We start from the raw sequence: 22,347 nt of genomic DNA on the forward strand, positions 1-22,347 counted from the left end.
GATTACTCCCAAACTTTTTCTAAATGCGTCGCTAAACGGGATAAGGGATAGCAAATGATAAAATATAAAATAAAGATCAAACCATAAATCCAAAGAGATGCATTCGGAACAATTAACAGCGAATTTTCAATAATTTGCTGTCCAACTTTAATTACTTCGACCACTCCAATCAGCACTGCCAAAGAGCTGGTTTTAATCATACGCGTGAATAAATTGATTGCGCCTGGTGTGACTCTTTTTAAACTCTGTGGGAAAATCACATAGCTCAAAGTTTGCATAGGACTCAGGCCAAGTGCATGTGCAGAATCGTGTTGATGTTGATCTATCGATGTGATGGCAGCACGAACTAGATCGCCCATTTCAGCTGTGCCCCATAATACAAAGACCACAATACATACCAGTACCGCTGAGAGCTGCCAGTTAAACCATGTTGCAAAGCCAAAATAGAAAACAAACAATAAAACCAGAATTGGAATAATCCGAATCGCTTCTAAATACAATCGACACAAACTTTTAATCAGTAAATTTTTTGACGTCATAATGACACCGAAAATCGTGCCAAAAATTGCTGAAAAAAATACTGATATAAAGGCAATTTTTGCAGTAACCCACAGCCCTTCCAGTAATCGTGCAAGATGACTGGGTTGAAACAGATAATCAAATTCCATGGCTCACCTTCCGACTGCGGTATTCCAGATAACTGGTGAGAATAGACACAGGCAATAAAATAATCAGATAAGACATGATCAAGAGAAATAATGCTTCTGTGGTTTTATAATCCATACCAATTAAGTCTTTGGTGACAAACAATAGTTCCACCACTGCAATGGCACTCACCACAGAACTTTCTTTAATCAGAAATAAACAATTTGCACCAATTGCAGGAATTGAAATTGCTAGAGCTTGAGGGAAGATCACATATTGAAAAACTTGCAGTGGATTCAGTCCTATACTTTCACCTGAATCAATTTGCCCTTTGGCCACAGCTTGTAAACCTGCACGAAAGGCTTCAGCCATATAGCTTCCACCTAGAAAAGTTAGACCAATGACCCCACAGCTAAATCCATCAATTTTAATCCCCAGTTTTGGTAAACCGTAATAGAGAAAAAATAACTGAATCAATAAGGGCGTATTGCGTGATAATTCAATGTAAATTTTGACAATTTTGTCAAAGACCCGTACCCGATAGGTAATGAGAATACTGCAAATTAAACCAACCAATATTGCGAGAATAATACTGATGATTGAGATTTTGAGTGTGGTCACCATTGCTGAAGCAAACTGTGGCATCACACTGTAGATATATTGCCAATTCAAAGAAATCGTCCAAAATAATTATTTTATTGTTACGCTCTAAAGCAGAAAAAATGATTTGGAACCATCTTACAGTGAGAATTTTTTCTAAATAAATATGATTATCAGATAAGCTTTTCTATAAAAATAATGCTGGATAATGCTTACTTTTTTGTGAGAAAAAATCAGCGAAGTTAAAATTGAATATTCATCAACCCCAAGCAATTATTCGACATTCACTACGTCTAACAATTCCATACATTCAGCACAGAAGATGACAGATTCATTCTCTAAACTTTGGATTTGCAGTTCATAAACAAACCCTGTCAACGTGCGATTACAGCCATCACACTGTTGCAGGTTGAAATGACAAATAAAATCAACATGCTGGTAAATATAATATCCATCTGTATATTTCTTCATGTTCTTCTTTCTAAAGCTTCGGTTATTTTAATTATTTTAATGTTTTTAGCCCTAGAATAGATGTTCTAATCCTTGCGCTGCGACAAGAATAGACGTGTAAAAAAGGATAAAACTCATTTTATTTAAATTCCAACTCAATCAATCGTGTACTATTATTTCATCAATATTTCTATAAAAATTCAGATAATAAAAGGAAAAAAATGGGACATTACTCAACACTTTTGATTTCATCCGATCTCGATAGAACTATTGGGCAAATGGATGAAAATGAAACCTATCAAGAAGTTAAATACTCTATTCCGTTATTTTGGTTGGCCTTATTTAAAGTTGAAGACATTACCGCTATTCAAGATGAAGATGACTTAACCTATTACGTCTTTCGTGCAACGATCTTAAAAAGCTGTGAAACGTTTAAATCCAGACTCAACATATGGTCAGCACTCTATAATGATGAAAAAGTAGCAATTTTAGCTCAATCATTTTTACAATATTTACAACGTACTCCAACATTTTCAGTCGAGTTAAACATTACTGATATTATGGGAATGATGATTTATCCATTTAGCATAGAAACTAGAAATGAAATGGTGGATATGATCCATTTCATCGAACAAAAACATCGAGATCCCAAAAGTCCATCACCTTCAAAATATTGGCTGCCAAAATCTTTCGAACTTAATACACCCCAAAATCGATATTTAGATATCGATGGTTTTGGAGAGTCTTTACTCCCCTGTTTTGAGGTCGATAAATGGTTAAGTAACAATGAAAAGACACAACAGCCTGTTAAAAACAAATTCAATGCGTCTTTTGATGAGGTCCATTTTTATCGAATGCTGCTATCCAAAGCTGAAATCTCACCAAACAGTTCATTCGGTTTTAAACATCGGTTTTTAATTCTGATGCGAATTAAAAATAAGGAATTACGCAAAAGGCTCTTTCAAATATTTTTCTTTAATGAAATCCTATTTTTCTGTTTATTATGGCTTAGTCTAAGTTTAATTAGCATCTTTTTTCTTTTTAAAATTAGCACTTTTTCCTATTTAGAGATAACTGGCATTATTATTGGGCTTATTGCATTTAGCTATTTTATTTTTCGTAAAATAGCCAAGAGAATCAATATATTCAACCAACTAAAATCATCAATCTAAATTTCAGGTACAAAAAAACCGCAACGTATGCGGTTAATTCTTCAAGTTGGTGCGCTCAGAGAGATTCGAACTCCCGACCCCTTAGTTCGTAGCCAAGTGCTCTATCCAGCTGAGCTATGAGCGCAATACTTGTGTTGCCAAAAGGCATTCGTTACATCATGATTAACTTATTGGTGCGCTCAGAGAGATTCGAACTCCCGACCCCTTAGTTCGTAGCCAAGTGCTCTATCCAGCTGAGCTATGAGCGCGTCATAAGTAATCGTTGGCGGTGAGAGAGGGATTCGAACCCTCGATACAGTTACCCGTATGCATCCTTAGCAGGGATGTGGTTTCAGCCACTCACCCATCTCACCGTAACGAGCCGCCATAATACAAACTAAAACCCGATTCGGCAAGTGATGACATTAAAAAAAATAGAGAAATTTACTCAATTAAATACTTTTTAAGCGATTTTCATCATTTTGTTGTTTTTTTATGCTGCAAAACAATCACAATCTACAAATACAAAGAAAATTTCTCTAAAAATTAAATTAAAAACACAATATTGCAATCAATTACGTGCAGTATTCCACTGTATGTCTTATGCTAATCCTATCTTCTGACTAGAAACCAAATACATCATGAAAAATTGGGTCGATCCTGAAGCCAAAGCTGAAGCTGAGCGTTACGACAATCCCATTCCAAGTCGTACCCTTATCCTAGAAATCATTGAACGAAAACAAGAAGCATTGTCACATGCAGATCTTGTTGAACTGCTTGAAATTGTCGATCAAAAAAGTATAGATGCGCTCAGCCATCGTTTAAGTGCAATGGTCCGTGATGGTCAATTGATGAAAGATGGTTTTAAATATCAGCTGATGGCCGATCAACCTACCCTAGACGCTACTGTTTATGTCAACGCTAAAGGTTTAGGCGTTGCAAGCTTAGATGGGAAGAAAGATGAGTTCCTTCTGCCTGAGCGCGAATTACGTCAAGTCTTCCATGGTGACCGCGTTAAAGTCCAACAAACTTCTGTAGACCGTAAAGGTAAAGCTTGGGGCTATATTACTGAAGTGACTCAACGTCGAGTTAAACAACTGATCGGTAAAGTTGCAGAATTTGAAGGTGAATACTTTATTCAACCTGCACCGCCCAATGCGCATCAACCCATAACTTTAGAAAAAGAACTGATTGAACATGCCAAAGCCAAAGTCGGCGATGCATTACGTGTTGAAATTGATGACTATCCAACACGAGATGAATTTGCGACAGGTCATGTGATTCAATCAATGGCGGATAAAGCCGATACTGAAATCATTATCCCGCAAACCATTTTAGAATATGGTTTACCTTATGAATTCCCAGAAGAAGTCATCAAAGAAGCCGAAGCGTTTAAAGAACCCTCTGCAAAGGATCGTCAAGGTCGTATAGATTTACGAGATTTGCCTTTAGTTACCATTGATGGTGAAGACGCACGTGACTTCGATGATGCAGTCTATGCTGAAAAACGCCCTGGTGGTGGCTATCGTGTCGTTGTCGCAATTGCAGATGTCAGTCATTACGTCCGTGTTGGTAAACCTTTAGATGATGAAGCGCAAGAACGTGGTACATCCGTGTATTTCCCACACTATGTATTACCCATGTTGCCTGAAGCACTTTCAAATGGCTTATGTTCTTTAAATCCACATGTTGACCGTTTATGTATGGTGTGTGATTTAAATTTAAGTCGTGCTGGTAAAGTGACTAAATTTGAATTTTATCCATCAGTGATGCATTCAAAAGCACGTTTAACCTATACCCAAGTTGCACAATATTTAGATGGCGACAGCAATGCGATTCCTGAAGACCGTGATGTCCGTAAGTCAGTTAATACGCTCTACCAATTGTATGAAACTTTAAAAGGTTTACGTGCACAACGTCATGCAATGGAATTTGAAACCGTTGAAACCTACATGACTTTTGATGAATTGGGTGGAATTAAAGAAATTTTACCGCGTTCACGTAATGTTGCGCATAAGCTTATTGAGGAATGTATGTTGCTTGCTAACGTTGCAGCAGCAGAATATTGCTTAAAAAATGAAGTTCCAATGTTGTATCGTGTGCATGAAGCACCAGAGTTTTCACGCATTCAAAAAGTAAAAGACTTTGTAAAATTATTGGGCTTTAAATTCCCTGACCAACCGACACAAGCCGATTATCAAATGGTGATTGAAGCAACCAAAGATCGTATTGATGCACCGAGTATTCATGCGGTGTTGTTACGTTCAATGATGCAAGCCTACTATGGTCCAAAAAATGTGGGGCACTATGGCTTGGCTTATGAAGCATATACCCATTTCACTTCACCAATTCGTCGATACCCTGATCTGCTATTACATCGTGCGATTAAAGCCAGTTTAACCAACAAAAAGTATCCTCTTTCAGGTGCAGCATTAGAAGATGCGGGTGAACATTTCTCTGCAACTGAACGCCGTGCAGATGAAGCTTCGCGTTCGGTTACTTCATGGTTGAAATGTCACTATATGCAGCAACATTTAGGCGAAGAATTTGTTGGTGTGATCAGTGCAACCGCTGAATTTGGCTTATTCGTAACCCTAAAAGATTTATATGTGGATGGTATGATTCACGTGAGTCAATTGGGCGATGACTACTTTGTTTATGACCAAGTTAGTCAAAATTTAGTTGGTCAAAATCGTGGTCAAGCCTTTGGCTTGGGTGACGAAGTCAAGATCAAAGTTGCTGGGGTTAACCTAGAAGAACGTAAGATTGATTTTGAATTGTTACAACAACTGTCGCATGCGGGCCGTGTCATCCGTAGTCGTGCACCACGTGTTGCAAAACCCGTTGCCAAAGAAGAAGTTTTTTCTGAACGTCCTGTCAAAGTTAAATCTGAATCTGACAGTGGGAACGCCAGCGAAGATGGGGAACGTCCCATTCGAAAGAAAAAGCCCAAAGGAAAACCCAGCTCTTACAATAAAAAACCTGGAAAAAGTGCTGCAACTCAGCCTGAAACAAAGGCTAAAGATAAAGTGAAGAAAAAGGCTAAAGCAAAAAAGAAAAAGTCGAACGCAAAAGCAAAGACTGAGTAATTTTACTTAGTACAAAATCAGAGAGCTTCGGCTCTCTTTTTTTATAATTATAGTCACACCACCTAATTACTCATACAAGTGATTTGCTTCAAACCATTGATCACAAATCAAGCTTATCTTTTTGTATGAACTTTTATAAACTATTAATTGTCAATTATTTTTTATACTTTTGAATCATAGATGGCCGTTCTATCGTGTAGCGACAAGGATGTCGCCGTTGGGTGGGGGTACAGGACGTATCCCTCGCCCATGAGCAAAAACAAAGCACTGCTTTGTTTGCAGTGCAAGGTTTGGCATCGCCTACGCGATGGTATTTAAACTTTGAATGTAAAGCGTGGCAATGAAAGCTTTTTATAATCAAACAACTCATTTCCTCATGCAATTGATTTAATTAAAAATATTAATCAATAGAAATTATATTTTTGCGTATGATTTTTTTGACAGGTTGACTATTGTTTTAACAAAACTTTATTTTCAGAGTATTTTTTTAAAAATTGATTTTGTTTTAAGAAAAATGTAGTTTTTCACTTAATGATGGCTCCTCGTATTCTTCATCCCCATCATAAGTAAAGTCATAAACCTCTATCAAATAAATATGTTGCTCTTCTGGTTCTTGTTCAGGATCAAAACTTACTACTTTTAATAAATACTTTTCTTGTACCCTCATAGAGTCTTCCTTGTTTTATAATGCATGCATAGCGACTCAAATAACTCTAGAAATAACAGCATGAAAATTAAAAATATACTATCACTCTCAATACTGCTACTCAGCTGTGTAGCTTCTGCTGAAACCATCACCTTTAAAACCCAAACTATTCCCCCCCAATATACGAATTTTTCAGGAAATATTCCCTTTATCCAAGGCAAAGGTTTTGAAAAAATCAACCAACAGATCACACACGAACTTTTGGCAGATGATGCTACACGTATCGACTTTAGTTCAGGAAAGATCTATCAGGATCAAAACTTTTTAAGTGTTTATACTCATTTAGAAATTGAAGGCGGACGCAGCTATTATCGTGAAAAGTATTATGTGATCGATTTAAAAAATAAACAGTTCGCAACATTGTCACAAATACTACAAAAATATCAATTGTCCGCAGCACAAATCTCAAATGAAATTGCTCAGCAACTTGATCCATGTATTGAAAATAAAACAGCAACGCTTTCTAAAACGTCTAATGACTGTGATAGCGCAGATCTGCAATACCTATACCGATACCGATACTATTCAGAAGATCGAGATTTTATTGCGCTAAAAAATGCAAATGGCTTTTATCTTAAAAAAGATATTTTAGGCATCAGTTTTGATGCGGGTGCATATTCTATCCCTTTTGAATACAACCTGAAAACCAAACAAGTCCATTAACATCTGTGTTAATTTTATTGTCACACCTTGATTTCCCCTGCCAGAAGCCCTACATCTATCTATAACTTAAGAAATGATTTGGCATAAAGCTCATGACACTAGAACAGGCAACGTTGCCAGTACCGCAATTTGATCAAATTAGTTTAGATCAACTCAAACAAAATATTGAAAAAGCCATCCAAGACGGTCAAAACTTTTTAAATGACTTGGTACAAGTCCCTGAAAGCATTCAAAAACAACTTGCAGTGATCGAAAATGTAGATTCACTTGAAAATAACATGAGTGAATCTTGGGGAATTTTGTCACACCTCAACGCAGTGATGAATAACACTGAAACGCGTGAAGTCTATCAAGACTTATTACCAAGTTTAAGTGAATACTACACTCAGATCGGTCAACACGTTGCTTTGTTCCAAACTTATCAAAATGTTTATGATCATGCGATGTTTAGCGACTTGCCAACGGCGCAACAAAGTGCAATTAAACTGGCTTTACGTGATTTTAAACTTTCAGGTGTTGCCCTTGAAGGTGAAGCTAAAAAACGCTATGCAGAAATTTCAGCACGATTATCACAACTGTCTTCTGATTTTTCTAATCATGTTTTGGATTCAACCCAAGCCTATAGCAAAACTTTAACCACGGATCAGCTTAAAGGTCTACCACAAGGCAGTATTGAACTACTCAAACAATATGGTCAACAACGCGAACTAGATCAGCCTGTTGCGACCTTAGATATTCCATCTTATTTGGCCATCATGACCTATGCAGAAGATCGTGCGCTCCGTGAAGAAATCTATCACGCTTATGTTACACGCGCCTCAGATCAAGCTAGCGATACGCAATTTGACAATGCACCCGTAATGGTTGAAATCCTCAGCTTACGTCAGGAAATGGCCAAGCTTTTAGGTTTTGACAATTTTGCAGAATATTCGCTTGCTTCAAAAATGGCACCCGATGTGGCCACTGTTGATCAATTTCTGGTTGATTTAGCAGAACATGCACGTATACCTGCATTAAAAGAAATTGAAGAACTCAAAGCCATTGCCAAACAAGATGGCATAGATGAGCTAAAACCTTGGGACAGCAGTTATTATTCTGAAAAACTAAAAGTTCAACAGTTCAACCTTTCTCAGGAAGATTTAAAACCATACTTCCCTGCGCCTAAAGTGATTCAAGGCTTATTTAATGTGGTCAATCGTTTATATGGAATTCAAGTCATTGAACGCCAAGCACCACTTTGGCATGCAGATGCCCATTATTATGAACTAGAAGACCAAGGCACTGTGATTGGTGGCTTTTACTTTGATCTCTATGCGCGTAACGGTAAACGTGGTGGTGCATGGATGAGTGGTTTCCGCTCGCGTATGCAAACCGAAACGGGGTTACAAAAACCAATCTGTTATATGGTTGGGAACTTTACCCCACCTGTCGGTGACCAACCTGCCCTATTAACACATGATGAAGTGAATACCTTATTCCATGAGTTTGGTCATGGCTTACACCATATGTTGACAGAAGTGGACAATATTGCAGTTGCTGGAACACATGGTGTTGCATGGGATGCAGTAGAGTTACCTAGCCAGTTTATGGAATTTTGGACATGGGATACTGAAAGCTTGGCTTTAATCAGTGAACATATTGAATCTAAAAACACACTTCCTGAGCATCTTTTAAAAGCATTACTCGATGCTCGTTTCTTCCAGTCAGGTATGCAAACTTTACGACAAATTGAATTTGCACTGTTCGATTTAACCATTCATAAACTTACACCTGCCCTAAATGCTGAACAAATCCAAGCAACTTTAGATGATATTCGCCAGAAGTATGCGGTTTTAGCAACAGCACCTTATAACCGCTTCCAGAATGGCTTTAGCCATATTTTTGCGGGCGGTTATGCTGCCGGTTATTATTCTTATAAATGGGCAGAAGTTTTAGCAAGCGATGCTTTTGACCGCTTTGAACATGAGGGTGTGTTTAATACCCAAACTGGACAAGAGTTCCGTAAGGCAATCCTTGCAGTTGGCGGAAAAGATACAGCACTTGATGCATTTATCAATTTCCGTGGTCGTGAACCTAAAATAGATGCATTATTACGTCATCAAGGTTGGACGAATAGCTAAAAAAACGCTTAAACTAACGGCCAAAATTGTTTAAAGTGTGGTGGGTGTATGAATATTAGACGTCGTTTCATTGCTGGTGCAAAATGTCCAAAATGTGAAGCGATGGATCGTATTGTTATGCTCACCCAAGACGATGCGGAATGGATTGAATGCATCGAGTGTGGATATTCTGAAAATCGCCCTACTCATGTAGATGCGCCTGAAGAACCTGCTATACCTGATGAAATTGGGGTCATTCAATTCAAGCCTCGCTCTTCAAAATAGATCGGACCGAATAAAATGCATATAGAACAAAGAAACAATTCAAAATTAATGTGGATTATTGCTGGTGGTTTGGGGGCAGTTATCGTTTTAATTGCTATTTTTTTCTGGTTAAATAACACCTCTGAAAGCACCCAAATCAATGAGCAATTGAATCAACCAACACCTACTACGAAGAAAGTGGAAGCAACGGCTCCGCCTGTGGCAACGCCTGTTGAACAAAGTGCTGCTTCAGAGACTGCCAATGTAGAATTGGTCAAAGAATCCATTTTAAAAGATAAAATCCCTGAAAATACCAGTTTAGCTAAAGAAGAAGTGGCTAAACTAGAAGATATCCAAAAACAACTCGATGATCAGCAACAAAACCTCAAGTCTCAACATGCCGATGCAGATCAATTGATTAAACTTAAGGAAGAGCAAATCAAGCTACTTCAACAACAAATAGCTGCACAAAATCAATAATTTTTGCCCATACGCAAAAATGACGATCTGATACCAGAAAAGCCTTAACCTATTTATAAGTTAAGGGTTTTTCAATTTCAACTATAGATCCTCCAATATTTTAAAGTGAGTCCAATGATTGCTGTATTGATTTTTTCCATTGGATTGGCTTTTGGATAATTTGCGCCAATAAAATTCCACAGAGTGTTAAACCACCACCAACCAAATGAAAAACTTGTAAATGTTCACCCAATAGCACTACGGCAATTAAAGCTGTAAACACTGGCAATAAATTCATAAAAATACTATTTTTATTGGGTCCCAAATGTCTTACACCTTCAATCCATAAATAAGACAATAAAATCGATGAGAAAATACTGGCATACAAAATCAAAGGAACGGTCTGTTGATTCAGTTGCATTTGTGATGCGGGTAAAAAGATAAAAAACGGCAAAACATATAAGATGGCAAAGGTCGACATGACAAAATTCGATTGCCATGCTGGGATCGGCATTTTCCAACGTTTTAACAGCACACCATATAAAGCGTAGCCGATTGCGGCAAGCAACATCAAGCCATCTCCAAGATGCATACCTTGGCTAAAAACTTGGGCAATATGCCCATGACTCAATAAATACAAAATGCCATAGAATGATAAGAAGCCTCCGATTACTAAGCCGTAGCTAATCTGATCTTTTAAAATCCATGTACTTAAAATAATCGTCAATAATGGAATCAATGCCGTCACAATCGCCATATTGGTTGCTGTCGTGGTTGTCGCTGCTTGATAAGACAAAAATTGGAATAAGGATACAGAAAGAAATCCACCTAAAGCCAAATGTTTCCAATACTGGCGAATAATATGGCGATTTTTCCAACTGGGAATCAATACAAAAGTAGTCATCACCGCAAGCGCAAAAACCAAACGATAAAATGTAATCGCTATAGGTGAAATTGCATGGCTTGCCATTTTAGATACAATTACATTTCCAGCCCAAAATAAAATGGCGAACAATGGGTAGAAATAAGCTTTTTGAAACATGCTGCTCTGCCTATACAGAAAGATTCAACCATGTTAAAAAATAATCATTTTGAACTTGTACGATAAAATGACAATAACTATCGCATAAAGGACATTATGATTGAGAACTAAGCAATTCCACGAAGGTGTGATTGGCAGTGCCATATTGATTGAGGACTAAATCATGGGAAATAATTATGATCATGGATTTTTAGATTATCCAATTTATGCTTTTACTGAAAATTATTCCCATGGACATATCGAAGATTGGCATAGCCATGAACGTATCCAACTGATTCATACGCTTTCTGGTGTTCTCCGTATTCAAACGGCAGAAGGAACATGGGTCACGCCACCGGGACGCGGTGTATGGATTCCAGCATATAAGGCCCATGCTCTTCTGATCAGTGGTGATGTACAAGCTTATGGTGTATTTATTGAGCCAGACGCACGTTCAAAATTAGTCAATGAGTGCCGTGTCGTCACGATCTCTCCCCTTTTAAAAGAACTTATCCGCTCAGCAATGCAGATACAATCGACGATTCACCCACAAAGCCGTGAAGCACGATTGCTTGAATTGATTTTAGATGAGATGGAACTTCTTCCTGTTCTACCATTTAGCTTACCTGAGCCACAAAATATTAAATTGCAAAAGCTTTGTGCTGAAATCAAACTTGATCTCAGCCATACATGGACACTCGAACATGCCGCCCAATTTTTACATGTTAGTTCGAAAACCCTCACTCGGCATTTTCAGAAAGAAACCAATATGCATTTTAGTCATTGGGTACGGCAGGCAAGGCTAATGCAGGCCATGACTGATTTGGCAATGAATAAATCTATTTTCAATGTTGCACTTGATTTGGGCTATGACAGTGCCAGTGCATTTAGTGCCATGTTTAAACGTGAAACCAGTTTAACGCCGAGTGAGTACATTCAGCAGTTTCAATTTAAAGATCACTAAATCTATTCAAAGCCACAGACAGAAAAAAAGCGCCCGAAGGCGCTTTTTAGACATTCAATTATTTACTGGCATACCAGTCAAACAAGTTAAACATGTACGGCGCATAGGTCACAATCACCAATGCGGAGAACAGCACCACGATTGGCAAGATCCAACGCTCATAACGATAGTAGAAGCTTGTATATTTGGCTTTTGCCTCAGCATCGGCGGCGGCAACTTCTGCATCACCGACCGAGAGCCTGGTCAGTAAATGGTTGAGCGCAACTGGTGGCGTAACATAACCAAACTCAAATGCAACCAGTACAATCATCCAGAAGTGAATCGGATGGATACCATTTTCAAATGCAACTGGCGCAATCGTCGCAGCAACAAGAATCACCGCACCAAATGGATCTGTTGTCATACCAATTAATGCAAGTAACAATGCCATAAAGCCAAGTGTCACCAAGATACTACCCAAATGCGTTGGCACCATGGTCACGATCTCACTGCGTTCAATCAGACCACCAACACTTGCAGACAATGCCATTAGAATAATTAACGCACCAATATGACCAACACTTTCAGATGTTGCAAAACGAATTGCGCTACGGAAGCCACGTTTCGTTTCAGCGGTATCACCATGCTCACGTAAGTATTCAGAATTTTTTTCATGCTCTAGAGCAAGTGCTTTATTTGGGTTTTCTGGTATCGGTAATTTATTACCAAATAACTTATCAAATAAAATAAATGCCAATAACATGATTGGAAGAATTACAGGGGCGGTAAATTCATCCATTTTCGTGTCCAGACCAAACTGATAGAAGCCAATTACGACAGCAACAATCAAGATATATGGAAGCACAGGAACGAAAGCACGCAACATACCAGGGACAGCAGTTTTCGGTGAGTTAATACGGAACTTATTCTCAGCAAGGAATAACGACACCCCTAAGAAAATAAATGCGGTTAACCAGAATACATAAATACCATGATCAAATAGCTCGTCTGAAGTTACATGACGGCTATCCAACATGGAAATTAAGATCACCAATAGACACGGACGTAATACAACACCCAGTGAACCTGACATTGCCGAAACAGCAAGTGCATATTGACGACGAGCACCTGAATTCCACACTTCTTTGTAGATAATTGCACCAGCAGCAACAACGAAGATTCCCGAAGCGCCTGTATATGCTGTTGGAATTGCAGCACCGATCAAAATGATCCACGTCAATGTTTCAGGCGCTAAGTTCCAAGGACGAAGAATCGCCAAGAAAAGATCCATCACACGTGTTTGGGTCAATAACATACCCGCCCAAATAAACAGTGCTAAATTAAGGAAGATATTTGAAAATTCAGTCAACAAACCAAGGTAAATACCTTGCCCCATTGGGTAGTCCATAAAGAAAGTAAATGCAATACCTGTCACAATTGCCATAAAGGCATATAAAGGTATGCTCAGCAGCGCAAGGCCAAATTTACCGCCTTCTTCAGCATTTTCTGGGGTACGGAATAATTTAAACAGGCTGATGACTGTCAAGACAACGAACAGGATCATCCATAACCAATAGACCCCAATCGTTTCAAGGGTAGATTCAACACCAGAATTGAGTACTGAACGATATTGGCTAATGACCGAGAAGCTCAGTAAGGCATTCCCCAGTACCATCGCAATATTATAAACTTTAAAATCAAGCTTAGTACGCGCTGGACGTAGCCCAATATGATGCATCTTCAATGATGCTGTAATTGCAGCAATCACCACCATCAAAATCAGAATGAGTACACGATGTTCAGAGCCCCATTTTAATATCCAGAAGAAACCCGTTTCCATCGAACGATATGAACGAAGGGATGGATGATCTTCCATATGTTTGATCGATTTATCATAGAACGCATATTTCTGTTCACAATCCGTTTGAGCTGAAACGAATGAAGCGCGAACATCTGCTTCTGGCGTTAAACCAAAAAATGCCGCATCAGGATCACTGGCTTCCTGTTGCATTTTTTCTTTGACAAGCTTATCGATATCTACATTGCGGTCACATGAAGGTTTGTTGGGCTCAGCACGTAAAAAGGAATATTGCATTCCTATTTTTTCGTCTCCATATAGGCGTTCACCTAAACGAAGCATTTGCCCATGAATCATATCCCCTGTCCCAATGATCAAGGTCAGGAGAAGCAGAATAAGGATGGAAAAGGTTGAGAACCACTCATTCCAGAGATAACTGAGTAGACCTAATCCCGATCTATTATTTACAGGTTCTTGCATTGTTATTCCAGTTTTTATAACCAGTGTACAATCGCTTGCACAGCTTATCTTTTATTATTAGGTGAGAGGTAAAATCCTTTACCAATACCCATTCCTATCATCACCACTCAAATTTGCCCTAATTTTCCTAAGAAAGACATGACAAAGATTAATTTTTTTGGCGAGCTTTTTGTCAACTCATCTATAGTCTTATCATTAAATGTGAAAAAACAACTAAGTACTTATATTTTTTACAACTAAAATTGATGTAACATTCACATAATTAACCACAAATGAGAATCAGCATTCATTCATTACAAAGCATTCATTCAAATTTTTTTTAAATATATTTACGCTTCTATGTGCTTAACCTCATCAAAATAATAAAATTTTATAAAATAATACTTCATGCAAATAATATTCTTGATTCATTTTCTATTTCATAACATTAAGTCGAAAAATTAAGCTCAAGATGGCACAAATACTTCCAAAAATCACCCCAAGCAAATGCGCTTGTATTAAAACAGGATGACCAATCAATTGTTCAGTTTGTAGTGCACCAAAAAAATGTTCCCATGCGATTTTGCCTAAGATGCATAACAATACGATGAAGGCAAAATTTCGTTCTGGCTTTTCTTTTAAACTGACGATTGCACAAAATACAAACAGACCATGAAGAATGCCAGACAAACCTGCATAAGCAAAAATATGAGGATAAATCAGATAAAAACAGAGACTGAGTAAAGGCGGTAAAATAAGCAATAAAGCAATAAAAACTTTCTTTTTAATGTTTGGAAATAAAAAGGGTAAACAAGCCAAAGCCAAAACATTTAAAACATAATGAATCCATCCCACATGAACCCAATGCCCTGTCCACCAGCGCCAAGGCTGGCTTAAAAAAACATCGTGCTGATAAATGAAATGAGTTTGAAAAAGCTGAAGAATTGCAAAGAAAATGATACTGGTTGCAATAAACAATATATTTTTATCTAACTTGTGTTGTTCCATGCTACACCATAAAAAAAGAAGAGCTGTCGCTCTTCCTCAATTCTAACCAATTCATGCAATTGAATACTATGGATTTGCTGCAGGTTCGTCAGCTGAAGCACTTGGCTCTTCAGTCGGTGCAGGTAAATCATTAAATAATTCATCATCACCCGTAGATGCTTGTTCATCCCAGAATGTGGTCATTCCATCATCTGCTGCACGAACACCGGTATGTTCAGTCCAATAACGATCTGCAATGCCTTGAACCATTTGACCCGCCATACCATCTAACAATCTAAATTCAGGGTTTACTGGCTTATCATCTGCTCGCGATGCGGCATAAGCTTTTAACGCCGCTCTTAATTTAGCATCATCACCACTAGCTTGTGCTGCAACAGCATTCATTGCAAATGCTAAACGAACACCTTTCTGTTCTGCGATTTGCATTGATTGTTGTAAGGTCTGTGTTGGATCAGGCTTACCATCTCCTGCACCTGGTAACAATATCCAAATCACTGCACGGGTCGCCATTGGGGCACCCCAGAATTTGTTATTGTCTAAACATGTCATACCACGTTCAACAATCGCAGCAATATCTTTCGGTACATTGACTGCACCACCAGAGTTAATGTCATTGGTCATCGATTGCAAACCACTGAGCATACCGATTAAATAGATGGTTTGATCCAAGTCCTTACGCATGGTTGGACAAGAATCACCTAAAGTATATTTATATTTTGCCTGCCAACGTTCTGCAAATAGTTGATAGCCCGTGTATTGACGTTCTGCGGCAAGAGCTGCCCAACGTTTTTGTTCTATACGAGCATCTTGAGCTTCAGTCACTTTACCGTCTTTTGAAGCCCGTAAATATCTGAGTTCTGCATCCAAAGCACGATTTTCTGCACACATTCCCGCAGCTGAATATAATAATACTGCCATACGGGTTGGGTCAGCCCCCATATCTTTTGTTGCCATAATTGCTGGTGTTAAGGCGTTGCCTGAGTTGCACGCCATATCTGTATCATTACCTGCCAAAATGGGTGGGACGATATGTTTCTCACTAAATCCAAGCGCAACATTGGCACCTGATTTTACAACATATGAACAACCTGATAACACAGATGAGGCAACGACAGCGGTCAGCATCAATTGACCAAGCTTGTGGACCTTAGACATACTTCCTGTCCTCTATATAATTGTGTTTATATCCCTTTTAAAATAACAATATCAGATGCAATCTCTGAATAACAGAGTAATAGCTCTAATTTCATCTGAAGAATTTGCCACAATATAGAAAGTATTCAATTGACCTGATCTAGTTTTTATACAAATTTTAAGCAAAAAAAAGTAGCATTGCGACGGTTCAGCACATGCTACTTGTTAAAAGGTAAACTCTTTAAGAGAGTTTATTCGTTTTAAGTCTTTTAAATTTGCTACCGTTAACACTGTTAGCGTTAGCTTTCTCGATCTGTTCCCTCAGCATAGTTCCTAGTCTTCCAAATATAATTGCAAAAACAATTGCAACCACTAAGAACCAAAACGTATGAATTTCACCCATTTGGAAATTCCTCCTCGCTGTTGGTGATTTTAATTTACATGCAAAATCAGATTTTCACAGATAGAATTGTCGGACAATCTCATAATTGCGCTATTTTCTATATATTTGGTCTAACAATGAATATTCAATAAGAAAAAATACAAATAAACTACTGTTTTATTTAAATTAAATTAAAATTATATTTTTTATATTTGTCAGACAATTAACTTAGCGTGACCCGAGATTTCAAAGATTTCCACTGTATTGTGCTTAGTTGATCTTGCCAAATAATTAGACTTTTATTGCTTTCCTCACAAAAATACACCGCAATATAAAATTGATGATCAATCATTTTCTGAATTTGTATATGATGAATTTGATTGGAATCCTCATATTGTAAGCTCCAATGCTCTAAATCAAAATGTTCCAAACTTCGGACTTCTGGACGCATTCTAAATATTTTTAGACTAAAGCATGCCAGCAACAGCAATAATACACTTGTCCATACAGTTATAATGGAGCACAGCACAATAAAAATAACTGTTAAACACAAAAGCTGAAAACCCAGTGCAATACGACTGGGTTTGAATTGATATCGTTGGTGAGTTTTTACCTCATCCGTGGACATAATCTTTAAGTTTATTAATCAAACCTCTAAGTTCAGGTCGAGGCGGTTCTGAAACTTCCATAAACCAATCCAATAAATCTGGGTCTTCCTGATCAACTAACTCTTTAAACAAGGCTTTTTCTTGCGCACTTGCTTCTAAGTAATATTGTTTTACATATGGGTCAAAATATACATCAATTTCTTTTAAACCGCGACGAGCACGATAAATCACTTTACGTTCTTCTAAAGTAAGTTCTTCTGACATCATTTTCCCCCAATGGTTAATTCTGACTTAGTTTACCTGATTCCCGATCAATTTCTCGCTAAATTCTTTTAAATGACCAAATTCATCATTTAAAAGTGAGTTTTGAGCATTCATCTCATTGCGACAAATAAGCAATTCACATAATTTCAACTCACTAAAACTCATATGGATATTATAAAAATGCAATCAGGTGCTATCCGACCTTTAACCAATATGTTGCCTCGTAAATTGTTTGATTCCGATCACGAAGCTTTTCGTGAAACAGTACGTAAATTTTATGAAAAAGAAGTTGTCCCAAATATTGCTAAATATGAAGAACAACAACATGTAGATCGAGATTTATGGAACAAAGCAGGTGAAATGGGTCTGCTCTGTGCAACCATGCCTGAAGAATATGGTGGTTATGGGGTAGATCGCCTCTACAGTATGATTCTGATTGAAGAGCAAGCTTATGCAATGGATTCTTCTACAGGTTTTTCTTTGCACTCGGATATTGTTGCCAACTACATCAACAACTTTGGTAATGAAGAACAGAAAAAACATTGGATTCCTAAAATGGCTTCTGGAGAAACAGTCACAGCCATCGCGATGACAGAACCAGGAACAGGCTCAGACCTACAAGGCGTTCGCACTACTGCTGTTTTAGACGGGGATGAATATGTAATCAATGGTTCTAAAATTTTTATTACCAATGGTTATCTGTGCGATATGGCAATTGTCGTATGTAAAACAGGCAGTTCAGAGAAAGGTTCTGCCAACCTATCTTTGATTATCGTTGAAGCTGACCGTGCTGGCTTTAGCAAAGGAAAACCACTCAATAAAATTGGTATGAAAGGACAAGATACTTGCGAATTGTTCTTTGAAGATGTTCGTGTACCAAAAGAAAATTTATTAGGAATGGAAGGCATGGGGTTTATCATGCTGATGAAAGAGTTGGCGTGGGAACGTATGCTGGTTGCGATTATCTGCCAAGCAGGCGCAGAAGCAGCGCTAGCACATACGGTTCAATATACCAAAGACCGTAAAGCGTTTGGTAAACCAATCAGTGCTTTTCAAAATACACGCTTTAAGCTTGCTGAAATGCGCACAGAAATTGATTTCTGTCGTGCTTATCTCGATCGTTGTATGGAATTACAACTTGAAGGCACTTTAGGTGTTGATGCCGCAGCTGCCGCAAAATACAAAATTTCAGAAGTATTCTCCAATGTCGTTGATGAATGCCTCCAATTACATGGCGGGTATGGTTATATGCTGGAATATCCAATTGCGCGCGCTTATATTGATAATCGGGCAAATCGTATTTATGCAGGTACAAACGAGATTATGAAAGAACTGATTTCCCGTTCTTTATAATTTATTTGAACACGGTTAAAGGAGCTTTGGCTCCTTTTTCTATCACTAACCATTCTTTTAAATCAATTTTCATGTCGCAATAAAATAAGGAGCTTTCGCTCCTTATTTATTTCATAGTTTCTTTATTTTGCTATTGCTTAGTTTAGTGATTTCTAGGCTTGATTAAGAAACCAGTTTAGGCTTTTTTTCAAGTTGTGCTTCACGCTTATGAAATTTTAAAACTCCATCTTCAAACTTAGCATTTTTGAGTTCTTTGCGATCTGCTAAATAGTTATTCGACACTTTCCAAGGTGCATGCTTACCTTGTTTAGGCATCACATCTGCCGCACGGGCAATATAACCTGAGCTTAAACTGCCCATCACCGTATCTTCCATCAATTCAGTTGCATCACCTTGAGGAATAACTTCATCATAGCCTTTCTTGTCCATATAGTTTACAAGACGGCAAATATACTCACCTGTGATATCAACTTTTAATGTCCATGATGCGTTGATATAACCAATGATCATTGCCATATTTGGCACATCGCTAACCATCACACCTTGATACAACATATGCTGTGAAGTATTCATTGGCTTATTATCAATTGTAGCTTTGATACCACCCAAGATTTGGATTTCTAACCCTGTTGCTGAAACGATGATATCCGCATCTAAATGTTTACCAGATTTTAATTGAATACCCGTGGCAGTAATTTTCTCAATTTGATCTGTTTCAACACTGGCTTTACCAGAACGTAAAATTTTAAATAAGTCACCATCTGGCACAACACATAAACGCTGATCCCACGGATTATATGTTGGGGTAAAGTGTTTCATATCCACTTTACCTTTTAATTGCATTTCAATCGATTTGAGTAAGAACTTACGTAGTAACTTCGGTTGTTTTTGTGCAAGCGCATAAATCCCGCGTTGCATGCCAATATTACGTGCGCGGGTTAACTTATATGCCACATCTTCAGGTAAAACCTTACGCATTTTGTCATAAACAAAATCAATAGATGGAATTGAAGCAATATATGTTGGTGAACGTTGCAACATGGTCACATGCCCTGCCCCACCTTTTGACATAGCAGGAACCAAGGTAATAGCTGTTGCACCACTACCAATAATCACCACTTTTTTACCCGAATAATCTAAGTTTTCAGGCCAAAATTGTGGATTAATAAATTCGCCTTTAAAATCATTTTTACCAGGGTAGTCAGGCTGATAACCTTGATCATAATTATAATAACCAGTACATCCAATGACAAAATTTGCAACCCACGTATTGAGTTTTTTATTTTCATCTTCAATTTGTACAACCCATTTTTTAATTGAAGAATCATAATTTGCAGTACGTACACGCTGATTAAAATGAATTTTATTTTTTAATTTAAATTCGTCGACAACTTCAGCAACGTAGCCTTTGATTGAAGCACCATCTGCTAATACATTGGCTTTTTGCCATGGTTTAAAATTAAACCCAAAAGTAGACATATCTGAATCGGAACGAATACCCGGATATTTAAATAGATCCCAAGTACCACCAAAGCTCTCGCGACGCTCAATAATTTCAAATGAACGTTGTGGTGAGTGTTTTGAAAGATGTGCAGCTACACCAATACCAGAGATACCTGCGCCAACGATAAGAATATCAACTTGCTTTTCCATGTTGTTTTTATAACCTTTTTAAGAGTACTTTTTTATTAAAGCACAAATCTGACAATACGCAATGTCAAGTTTGCATTTTTCTGACGAAATTTAAGTCAATTTGGGACAAAACCATAAATTGTCCAACAAAAAGGCACAAAAAAAGGCCGGTGAAACACCGACCTTTTTCGAACAACCGATTGTTCTGTGACGTGAGTAATTAGTTTACTTCACGATCCACAAGTTCTACATAAGCCATCGGTGCAGCATCACCTGCACGGAAACCAGCTTTAAGAACACGTAGATAACCGCCGTTACGTTCTTTGTAACGAGGGCCAAGAACGGTAAATAATTTACCAACTGTTGCTGCTGAACGAGTACGAGCAAACGCCAAACGACGGTTTGCTACAGTATCGTTTTTAGCTAAAGTGATTAAAGGCTCAGCTACACGACGTAACTCTTTTGCTTTAGGCACAGTTGTTTTAATTAACTCATGCTCAAACAAAGAATTAGCCATGTTTTGGAACATCGCTTTACGATGGCTGCTGGTACGGCCTAATTTCACACCACTATTACGATGACGCATGGTGATAGTCCTACTTAATTAACGGCTACGATAGGCGAAACGATCGTCCATACGGAGACTAGCTGGTGGCCAGTTCTCTAAACGCATGCCGAGCTGTAAGCCCTTAGAAGCCAGAACATCTTTGATCTCAGTAAGCGATTTTTTACCAAGGTTAGGAGTTTTAAGTAACTCAACCTCAGTACGCTGTACTAGATCACCAATGTAGTAAATATTTTCTGCTTTCAAACAGTTAGCAGAACGAACAGTAAGCTCTAGATCATCAACTGGACGAAGCAAGATTGGATCAACTTCTTCACGTGGCTCTTGAGCAACTGGAGCTTGATCTTTCTGAAGATCAACAAAAATTGCAATTTGTTGTTGCAAGATTGTTGCCGCTTTACGGATAGCTTCTTCAGGATCTACAGTTCCATTCGTTTCAAGATCAATGACGAGCTTATCAAGGTCAGTACGTTGTTCTACACGAGCATTTTCAACTGTGTAAGAAACACGTTTAATCGGGCTATAAGAAGCATCTAACTGTAGACGACCTACAGGACGCGTTTCGCCTTCAGGGAAACGTGAGTCAGAAGTTTCATAACCACGACCTTGAGAAACTTTCAAGCGCATTTTTAATGAGCCTGAAGCACTTAAAGTACCAATCAAATGTTCAGGGTTAACCACTTCAACATTATGTGGTAAACGAAGGTCAGCAGCAGTAATATCGCCAGGACCTTGTTTTTCCAATGTCAAATATGCTTCGTTTTGATCGAACAGCTTAATAGACAATCCTTTTAGGTTCAGCAAGAGCTCGACGATGTCCTGCTGCAAGCCTTCTAAAGTACTGTACTCGTGCTCGACACCCTCTATCTCTACTTCAACCACGGCTGCGCCAGGCAAAGAAGATAATAGGATGCGACGTAAAGCATTACCAAGAGTATGACCAAAGCCACGCTCTAATGGTTCAAGAATCACTTTTGCCGAGGTCCCGCTTGCCGCTTCGACTTTGATCGCTTGCGGGGTTAGAAACTCGTTTGCAGTACGCGTCATTATTGCT

Annotated in this window: 20 protein-coding genes and 3 tRNA genes; 8 read left to right on the forward strand and 15 right to left on the reverse strand. The window is 38.2% G+C overall.

Annotated features, from left to right (window positions below):
* Window positions 1-2: 2 nt before the first annotated feature.
* The 3 genes from ACG916_RS06700 to ACG916_RS06710 form a co-directional block, all read right to left on the reverse strand.
* Window positions 3-668, reverse strand: a complete 666-nt coding sequence (locus tag ACG916_RS06700) for an amino acid ABC transporter permease (protein WP_336953513.1) — start codon at window positions 666-668, stop codon at window positions 3-5.
* Entirely contained in the window at window positions 658-1,317 is a 660-nt protein-coding gene (locus ACG916_RS06705) for an amino acid ABC transporter permease (protein WP_419327695.1), read from the reverse strand. Before ACG916_RS06705 ends, ACG916_RS06700 begins: the two co-directional genes overlap by 11 nt.
* A 201-nt stretch (window positions 1,318-1,518) precedes the next feature.
* Window positions 1,519-1,716 (reverse strand): hypothetical protein, encoded by a 198-nt coding sequence (locus tag ACG916_RS06710; RefSeq protein ID WP_336953511.1) that lies wholly within the window; start codon window positions 1,714-1,716, stop codon window positions 1,519-1,521.
* Window positions 1,717-1,916: 200 nt separating this feature from the next.
* Between ACG916_RS06710 and ACG916_RS06715 the strand changes: the two genes are divergently transcribed.
* A complete protein-coding gene (locus tag ACG916_RS06715; RefSeq protein WP_419330230.1) occupies window positions 1,917-2,867 on the forward strand; it encodes a hypothetical protein in 951 nt (316 codons plus the stop codon).
* 47 nt (window positions 2,868-2,914) lie between these two features.
* On the opposite strand, the gene ACG916_RS06720 is transcribed toward ACG916_RS06715, so the two are convergent.
* The 3 genes from ACG916_RS06720 to ACG916_RS06730 all read right to left on the reverse strand — a co-directional run bounded on the left by ACG916_RS06720 (window position 2,915) and on the right by ACG916_RS06730 (window position 3,220).
* Window positions 2,915-2,991, reverse strand: a tRNA-Arg gene (locus ACG916_RS06720).
* A 47-nt stretch (window positions 2,992-3,038) separates the two neighbouring features.
* A tRNA-Arg gene (locus ACG916_RS06725) sits at window positions 3,039-3,115 on the reverse strand.
* Window positions 3,116-3,130: 15 nt separating this feature from the next.
* Window positions 3,131-3,220 (reverse strand) — tRNA-Ser (locus tag ACG916_RS06730).
* Window positions 3,221-3,484: 264 nt separating this feature from the next.
* On the opposite strand from ACG916_RS06730, the gene rnr reads away from it, so the two are divergent.
* Entirely contained in the window at window positions 3,485-5,935 is a 2,451-nt protein-coding gene (gene rnr / locus ACG916_RS06735; RefSeq protein ID WP_419327729.1) for a ribonuclease R, read from the forward strand.
* A gap of 505 nt (window positions 5,936-6,440) precedes the next feature.
* Here the strand turns inward: rnr and ACG916_RS06740 are convergent.
* Window positions 6,441-6,602: a hypothetical protein gene (locus ACG916_RS06740; protein WP_419327697.1), complete on the reverse strand. Its 162-nt coding sequence runs from the start codon at window positions 6,600-6,602 to the stop codon at window positions 6,441-6,443.
* Window positions 6,603-6,662: 60 nt separating this feature from the next.
* Between ACG916_RS06740 and ACG916_RS06745 the strand changes: the two genes are divergently transcribed.
* From ACG916_RS06745 to ACG916_RS06760, 4 genes are all read left to right on the forward strand, one after another.
* Complete coding sequence (locus tag ACG916_RS06745) at window positions 6,663-7,304, forward strand: hypothetical protein (RefSeq protein ID WP_419327698.1); 642 nt, start codon at window positions 6,663-6,665, stop codon at window positions 7,302-7,304.
* Window positions 7,305-7,396: 92 nt separating this feature from the next.
* Window positions 7,397-9,424 (forward strand): M3 family metallopeptidase, encoded by a 2,028-nt coding sequence (locus tag ACG916_RS06750; protein ID WP_419327699.1) that lies wholly within the window; start codon window positions 7,397-7,399, stop codon window positions 9,422-9,424.
* A gap of 54 nt (window positions 9,425-9,478) precedes the next feature.
* The gene (locus ACG916_RS06755) at window positions 9,479-9,688 is read left to right on the forward strand and encodes a YheV family putative zinc ribbon protein (RefSeq protein WP_419327730.1); all 210 of its coding nucleotides are present in this window, start codon (window positions 9,479-9,481) and stop codon (window positions 9,686-9,688) included.
* A 15-nt stretch (window positions 9,689-9,703) separates the two neighbouring features.
* A complete protein-coding gene (locus ACG916_RS06760) occupies window positions 9,704-10,147 on the forward strand; it encodes a hypothetical protein (RefSeq protein WP_336953506.1) in 444 nt (147 codons plus the stop codon).
* Between the two features lie 100 nt (window positions 10,148-10,247).
* Here ACG916_RS06760 and ACG916_RS06765 read toward each other — a convergent pair whose 3' ends face one another.
* On the reverse strand, window positions 10,248-11,168 hold the full coding sequence (locus ACG916_RS06765) for a DMT family transporter (protein ID WP_419330232.1): 921 nt from the start codon (window positions 11,166-11,168) through the stop codon (window positions 10,248-10,250).
* A 163-nt stretch (window positions 11,169-11,331) separates the two neighbouring features.
* Here ACG916_RS06765 and ACG916_RS06770 point away from each other — a divergent pair, with 163 nt between their 5' ends.
* Entirely contained in the window at window positions 11,332-12,111 is a 780-nt protein-coding gene (locus ACG916_RS06770) for an AraC family transcriptional regulator (RefSeq protein WP_419327701.1), read from the forward strand.
* A gap of 58 nt (window positions 12,112-12,169) precedes the next feature.
* Here ACG916_RS06770 and ACG916_RS06775 read toward each other — a convergent pair whose 3' ends face one another.
* The 4 genes from ACG916_RS06775 to ACG916_RS06790 all read right to left on the reverse strand — a co-directional run bounded on the left by ACG916_RS06775 (window position 12,170) and on the right by ACG916_RS06790 (window position 17,743).
* Entirely contained in the window at window positions 12,170-14,368 is a 2,199-nt protein-coding gene (locus ACG916_RS06775) for a TRAP transporter large permease subunit (protein WP_151956994.1), read from the reverse strand.
* Between the two features lie 414 nt (window positions 14,369-14,782).
* Window positions 14,783-15,355: a rhombosortase gene (gene rrtA / locus ACG916_RS06780; protein ID WP_336953503.1), complete on the reverse strand. Its 573-nt coding sequence runs from the start codon at window positions 15,353-15,355 to the stop codon at window positions 14,783-14,785.
* Window positions 15,356-15,421: 66 nt separating this feature from the next.
* The gene (locus ACG916_RS06785) at window positions 15,422-16,510 is read right to left on the reverse strand and encodes a hypothetical protein (RefSeq protein ID WP_336953502.1); all 1,089 of its coding nucleotides are present in this window, start codon (window positions 16,508-16,510) and stop codon (window positions 15,422-15,424) included.
* A 975-nt stretch (window positions 16,511-17,485) separates the two neighbouring features.
* Entirely contained in the window at window positions 17,486-17,743 is a 258-nt protein-coding gene (locus ACG916_RS06790; RefSeq protein WP_336953501.1) for an FAD assembly factor SdhE, read from the reverse strand.
* A gap of 180 nt (window positions 17,744-17,923) precedes the next feature.
* Here ACG916_RS06790 and ACG916_RS06795 point away from each other — a divergent pair, with 180 nt between their 5' ends.
* Window positions 17,924-19,096, forward strand: coding sequence for an acyl-CoA dehydrogenase family protein (locus ACG916_RS06795; protein WP_336953500.1), 1,173 nt, complete (start codon window positions 17,924-17,926; stop codon window positions 19,094-19,096).
* Between the two features lie 162 nt (window positions 19,097-19,258).
* Here the strand turns inward: ACG916_RS06795 and ACG916_RS06800 are convergent, their stop codons facing one another.
* From ACG916_RS06800 to ACG916_RS06810, 3 genes are all read right to left on the reverse strand, one after another.
* Window positions 19,259-20,749 (reverse strand): flavin-containing monooxygenase, encoded by a 1,491-nt coding sequence (locus ACG916_RS06800; RefSeq protein ID WP_419327702.1) that lies wholly within the window; start codon window positions 20,747-20,749, stop codon window positions 19,259-19,261.
* A 199-nt stretch (window positions 20,750-20,948) separates the two neighbouring features.
* Complete coding sequence (rplQ, locus tag ACG916_RS06805; RefSeq protein ID WP_004281488.1) at window positions 20,949-21,314, reverse strand: 50S ribosomal protein L17; 366 nt, start codon at window positions 21,312-21,314, stop codon at window positions 20,949-20,951.
* Window positions 21,315-21,332: 18 nt separating this feature from the next.
* The gene (locus ACG916_RS06810; RefSeq protein ID WP_336953498.1) at window positions 21,333-22,340 is read right to left on the reverse strand and encodes a DNA-directed RNA polymerase subunit alpha; all 1,008 of its coding nucleotides are present in this window, start codon (window positions 22,338-22,340) and stop codon (window positions 21,333-21,335) included.
* Window positions 22,341-22,347: the final 7 nt, after the last annotated feature.

It is taken from the genome of Acinetobacter legionensis (genome assembly GCF_048552295.1).
In the GTDB taxonomy this organism is placed as follows: domain Bacteria; phylum Pseudomonadota; class Gammaproteobacteria; order Pseudomonadales; family Moraxellaceae; genus Acinetobacter.

Excerpts from the sequence above, each read along its gene's own strand:
- ACG916_RS06760 (WP_336953506.1), top strand. The coding sequence starts at position 9,704 with ATGCATATAGAACAAAGAAACAATTCAAAATTAATGTGGATTATTGCT.
- ACG916_RS06795 (WP_336953500.1), top strand. The coding sequence starts at position 17,924 with ATGCAATCAGGTGCTATCCGACCTTTAACCAATATGTTGCCTCGTAAA.
- ACG916_RS06770 (WP_419327701.1), top strand. The coding sequence starts at position 11,332 with ATGGGAAATAATTATGATCATGGATTTTTAGATTATCCAATTTATGCT.
- rplQ (WP_004281488.1), bottom strand. The coding sequence starts at position 21,314 with ATGCGTCATCGTAATAGTGGTGTGAAATTAGGCCGTACCAGCAGCCAT.
- ACG916_RS06745 (WP_419327698.1), top strand. The coding sequence starts at position 6,663 with ATGAAAATTAAAAATATACTATCACTCTCAATACTGCTACTCAGCTGT.
- rrtA (WP_336953503.1), bottom strand. The coding sequence starts at position 15,355 with ATGGAACAACACAAGTTAGATAAAAATATATTGTTTATTGCAACCAGT.
- ACG916_RS06785 (WP_336953502.1), bottom strand. The coding sequence starts at position 16,510 with ATGTCTAAGGTCCACAAGCTTGGTCAATTGATGCTGACCGCTGTCGTT.
- ACG916_RS06740 (WP_419327697.1), bottom strand. The coding sequence starts at position 6,602 with ATGAGGGTACAAGAAAAGTATTTATTAAAAGTAGTAAGTTTTGATCCT.
- ACG916_RS06775 (WP_151956994.1), bottom strand. The coding sequence starts at position 14,368 with ATGCAAGAACCTGTAAATAATAGATCGGGATTAGGTCTACTCAGTTAT.
- ACG916_RS06710 (WP_336953511.1), bottom strand. The coding sequence starts at position 1,716 with ATGAAGAAATATACAGATGGATATTATATTTACCAGCATGTTGATTTT.
- ACG916_RS06715 (WP_419330230.1), top strand. The coding sequence starts at position 1,917 with ATGGGACATTACTCAACACTTTTGATTTCATCCGATCTCGATAGAACT.
- ACG916_RS06790 (WP_336953501.1), bottom strand. The coding sequence starts at position 17,743 with ATGTCAGAAGAACTTACTTTAGAAGAACGTAAAGTGATTTATCGTGCT.
- ACG916_RS06750 (WP_419327699.1), top strand. The coding sequence starts at position 7,397 with ATGACACTAGAACAGGCAACGTTGCCAGTACCGCAATTTGATCAAATT.
- ACG916_RS06765 (WP_419330232.1), bottom strand. The coding sequence starts at position 11,168 with ATGTTTCAAAAAGCTTATTTCTACCCATTGTTCGCCATTTTATTTTGG.
- ACG916_RS06810 (WP_336953498.1), bottom strand. The coding sequence starts at position 22,340 with ATGACGCGTACTGCAAACGAGTTTCTAACCCCGCAAGCGATCAAAGTC.
- ACG916_RS06700 (WP_336953513.1), bottom strand. The coding sequence starts at position 668 with ATGGAATTTGATTATCTGTTTCAACCCAGTCATCTTGCACGATTACTG.
- ACG916_RS06800 (WP_419327702.1), bottom strand. The coding sequence starts at position 20,749 with ATGGAAAAGCAAGTTGATATTCTTATCGTTGGCGCAGGTATCTCTGGT.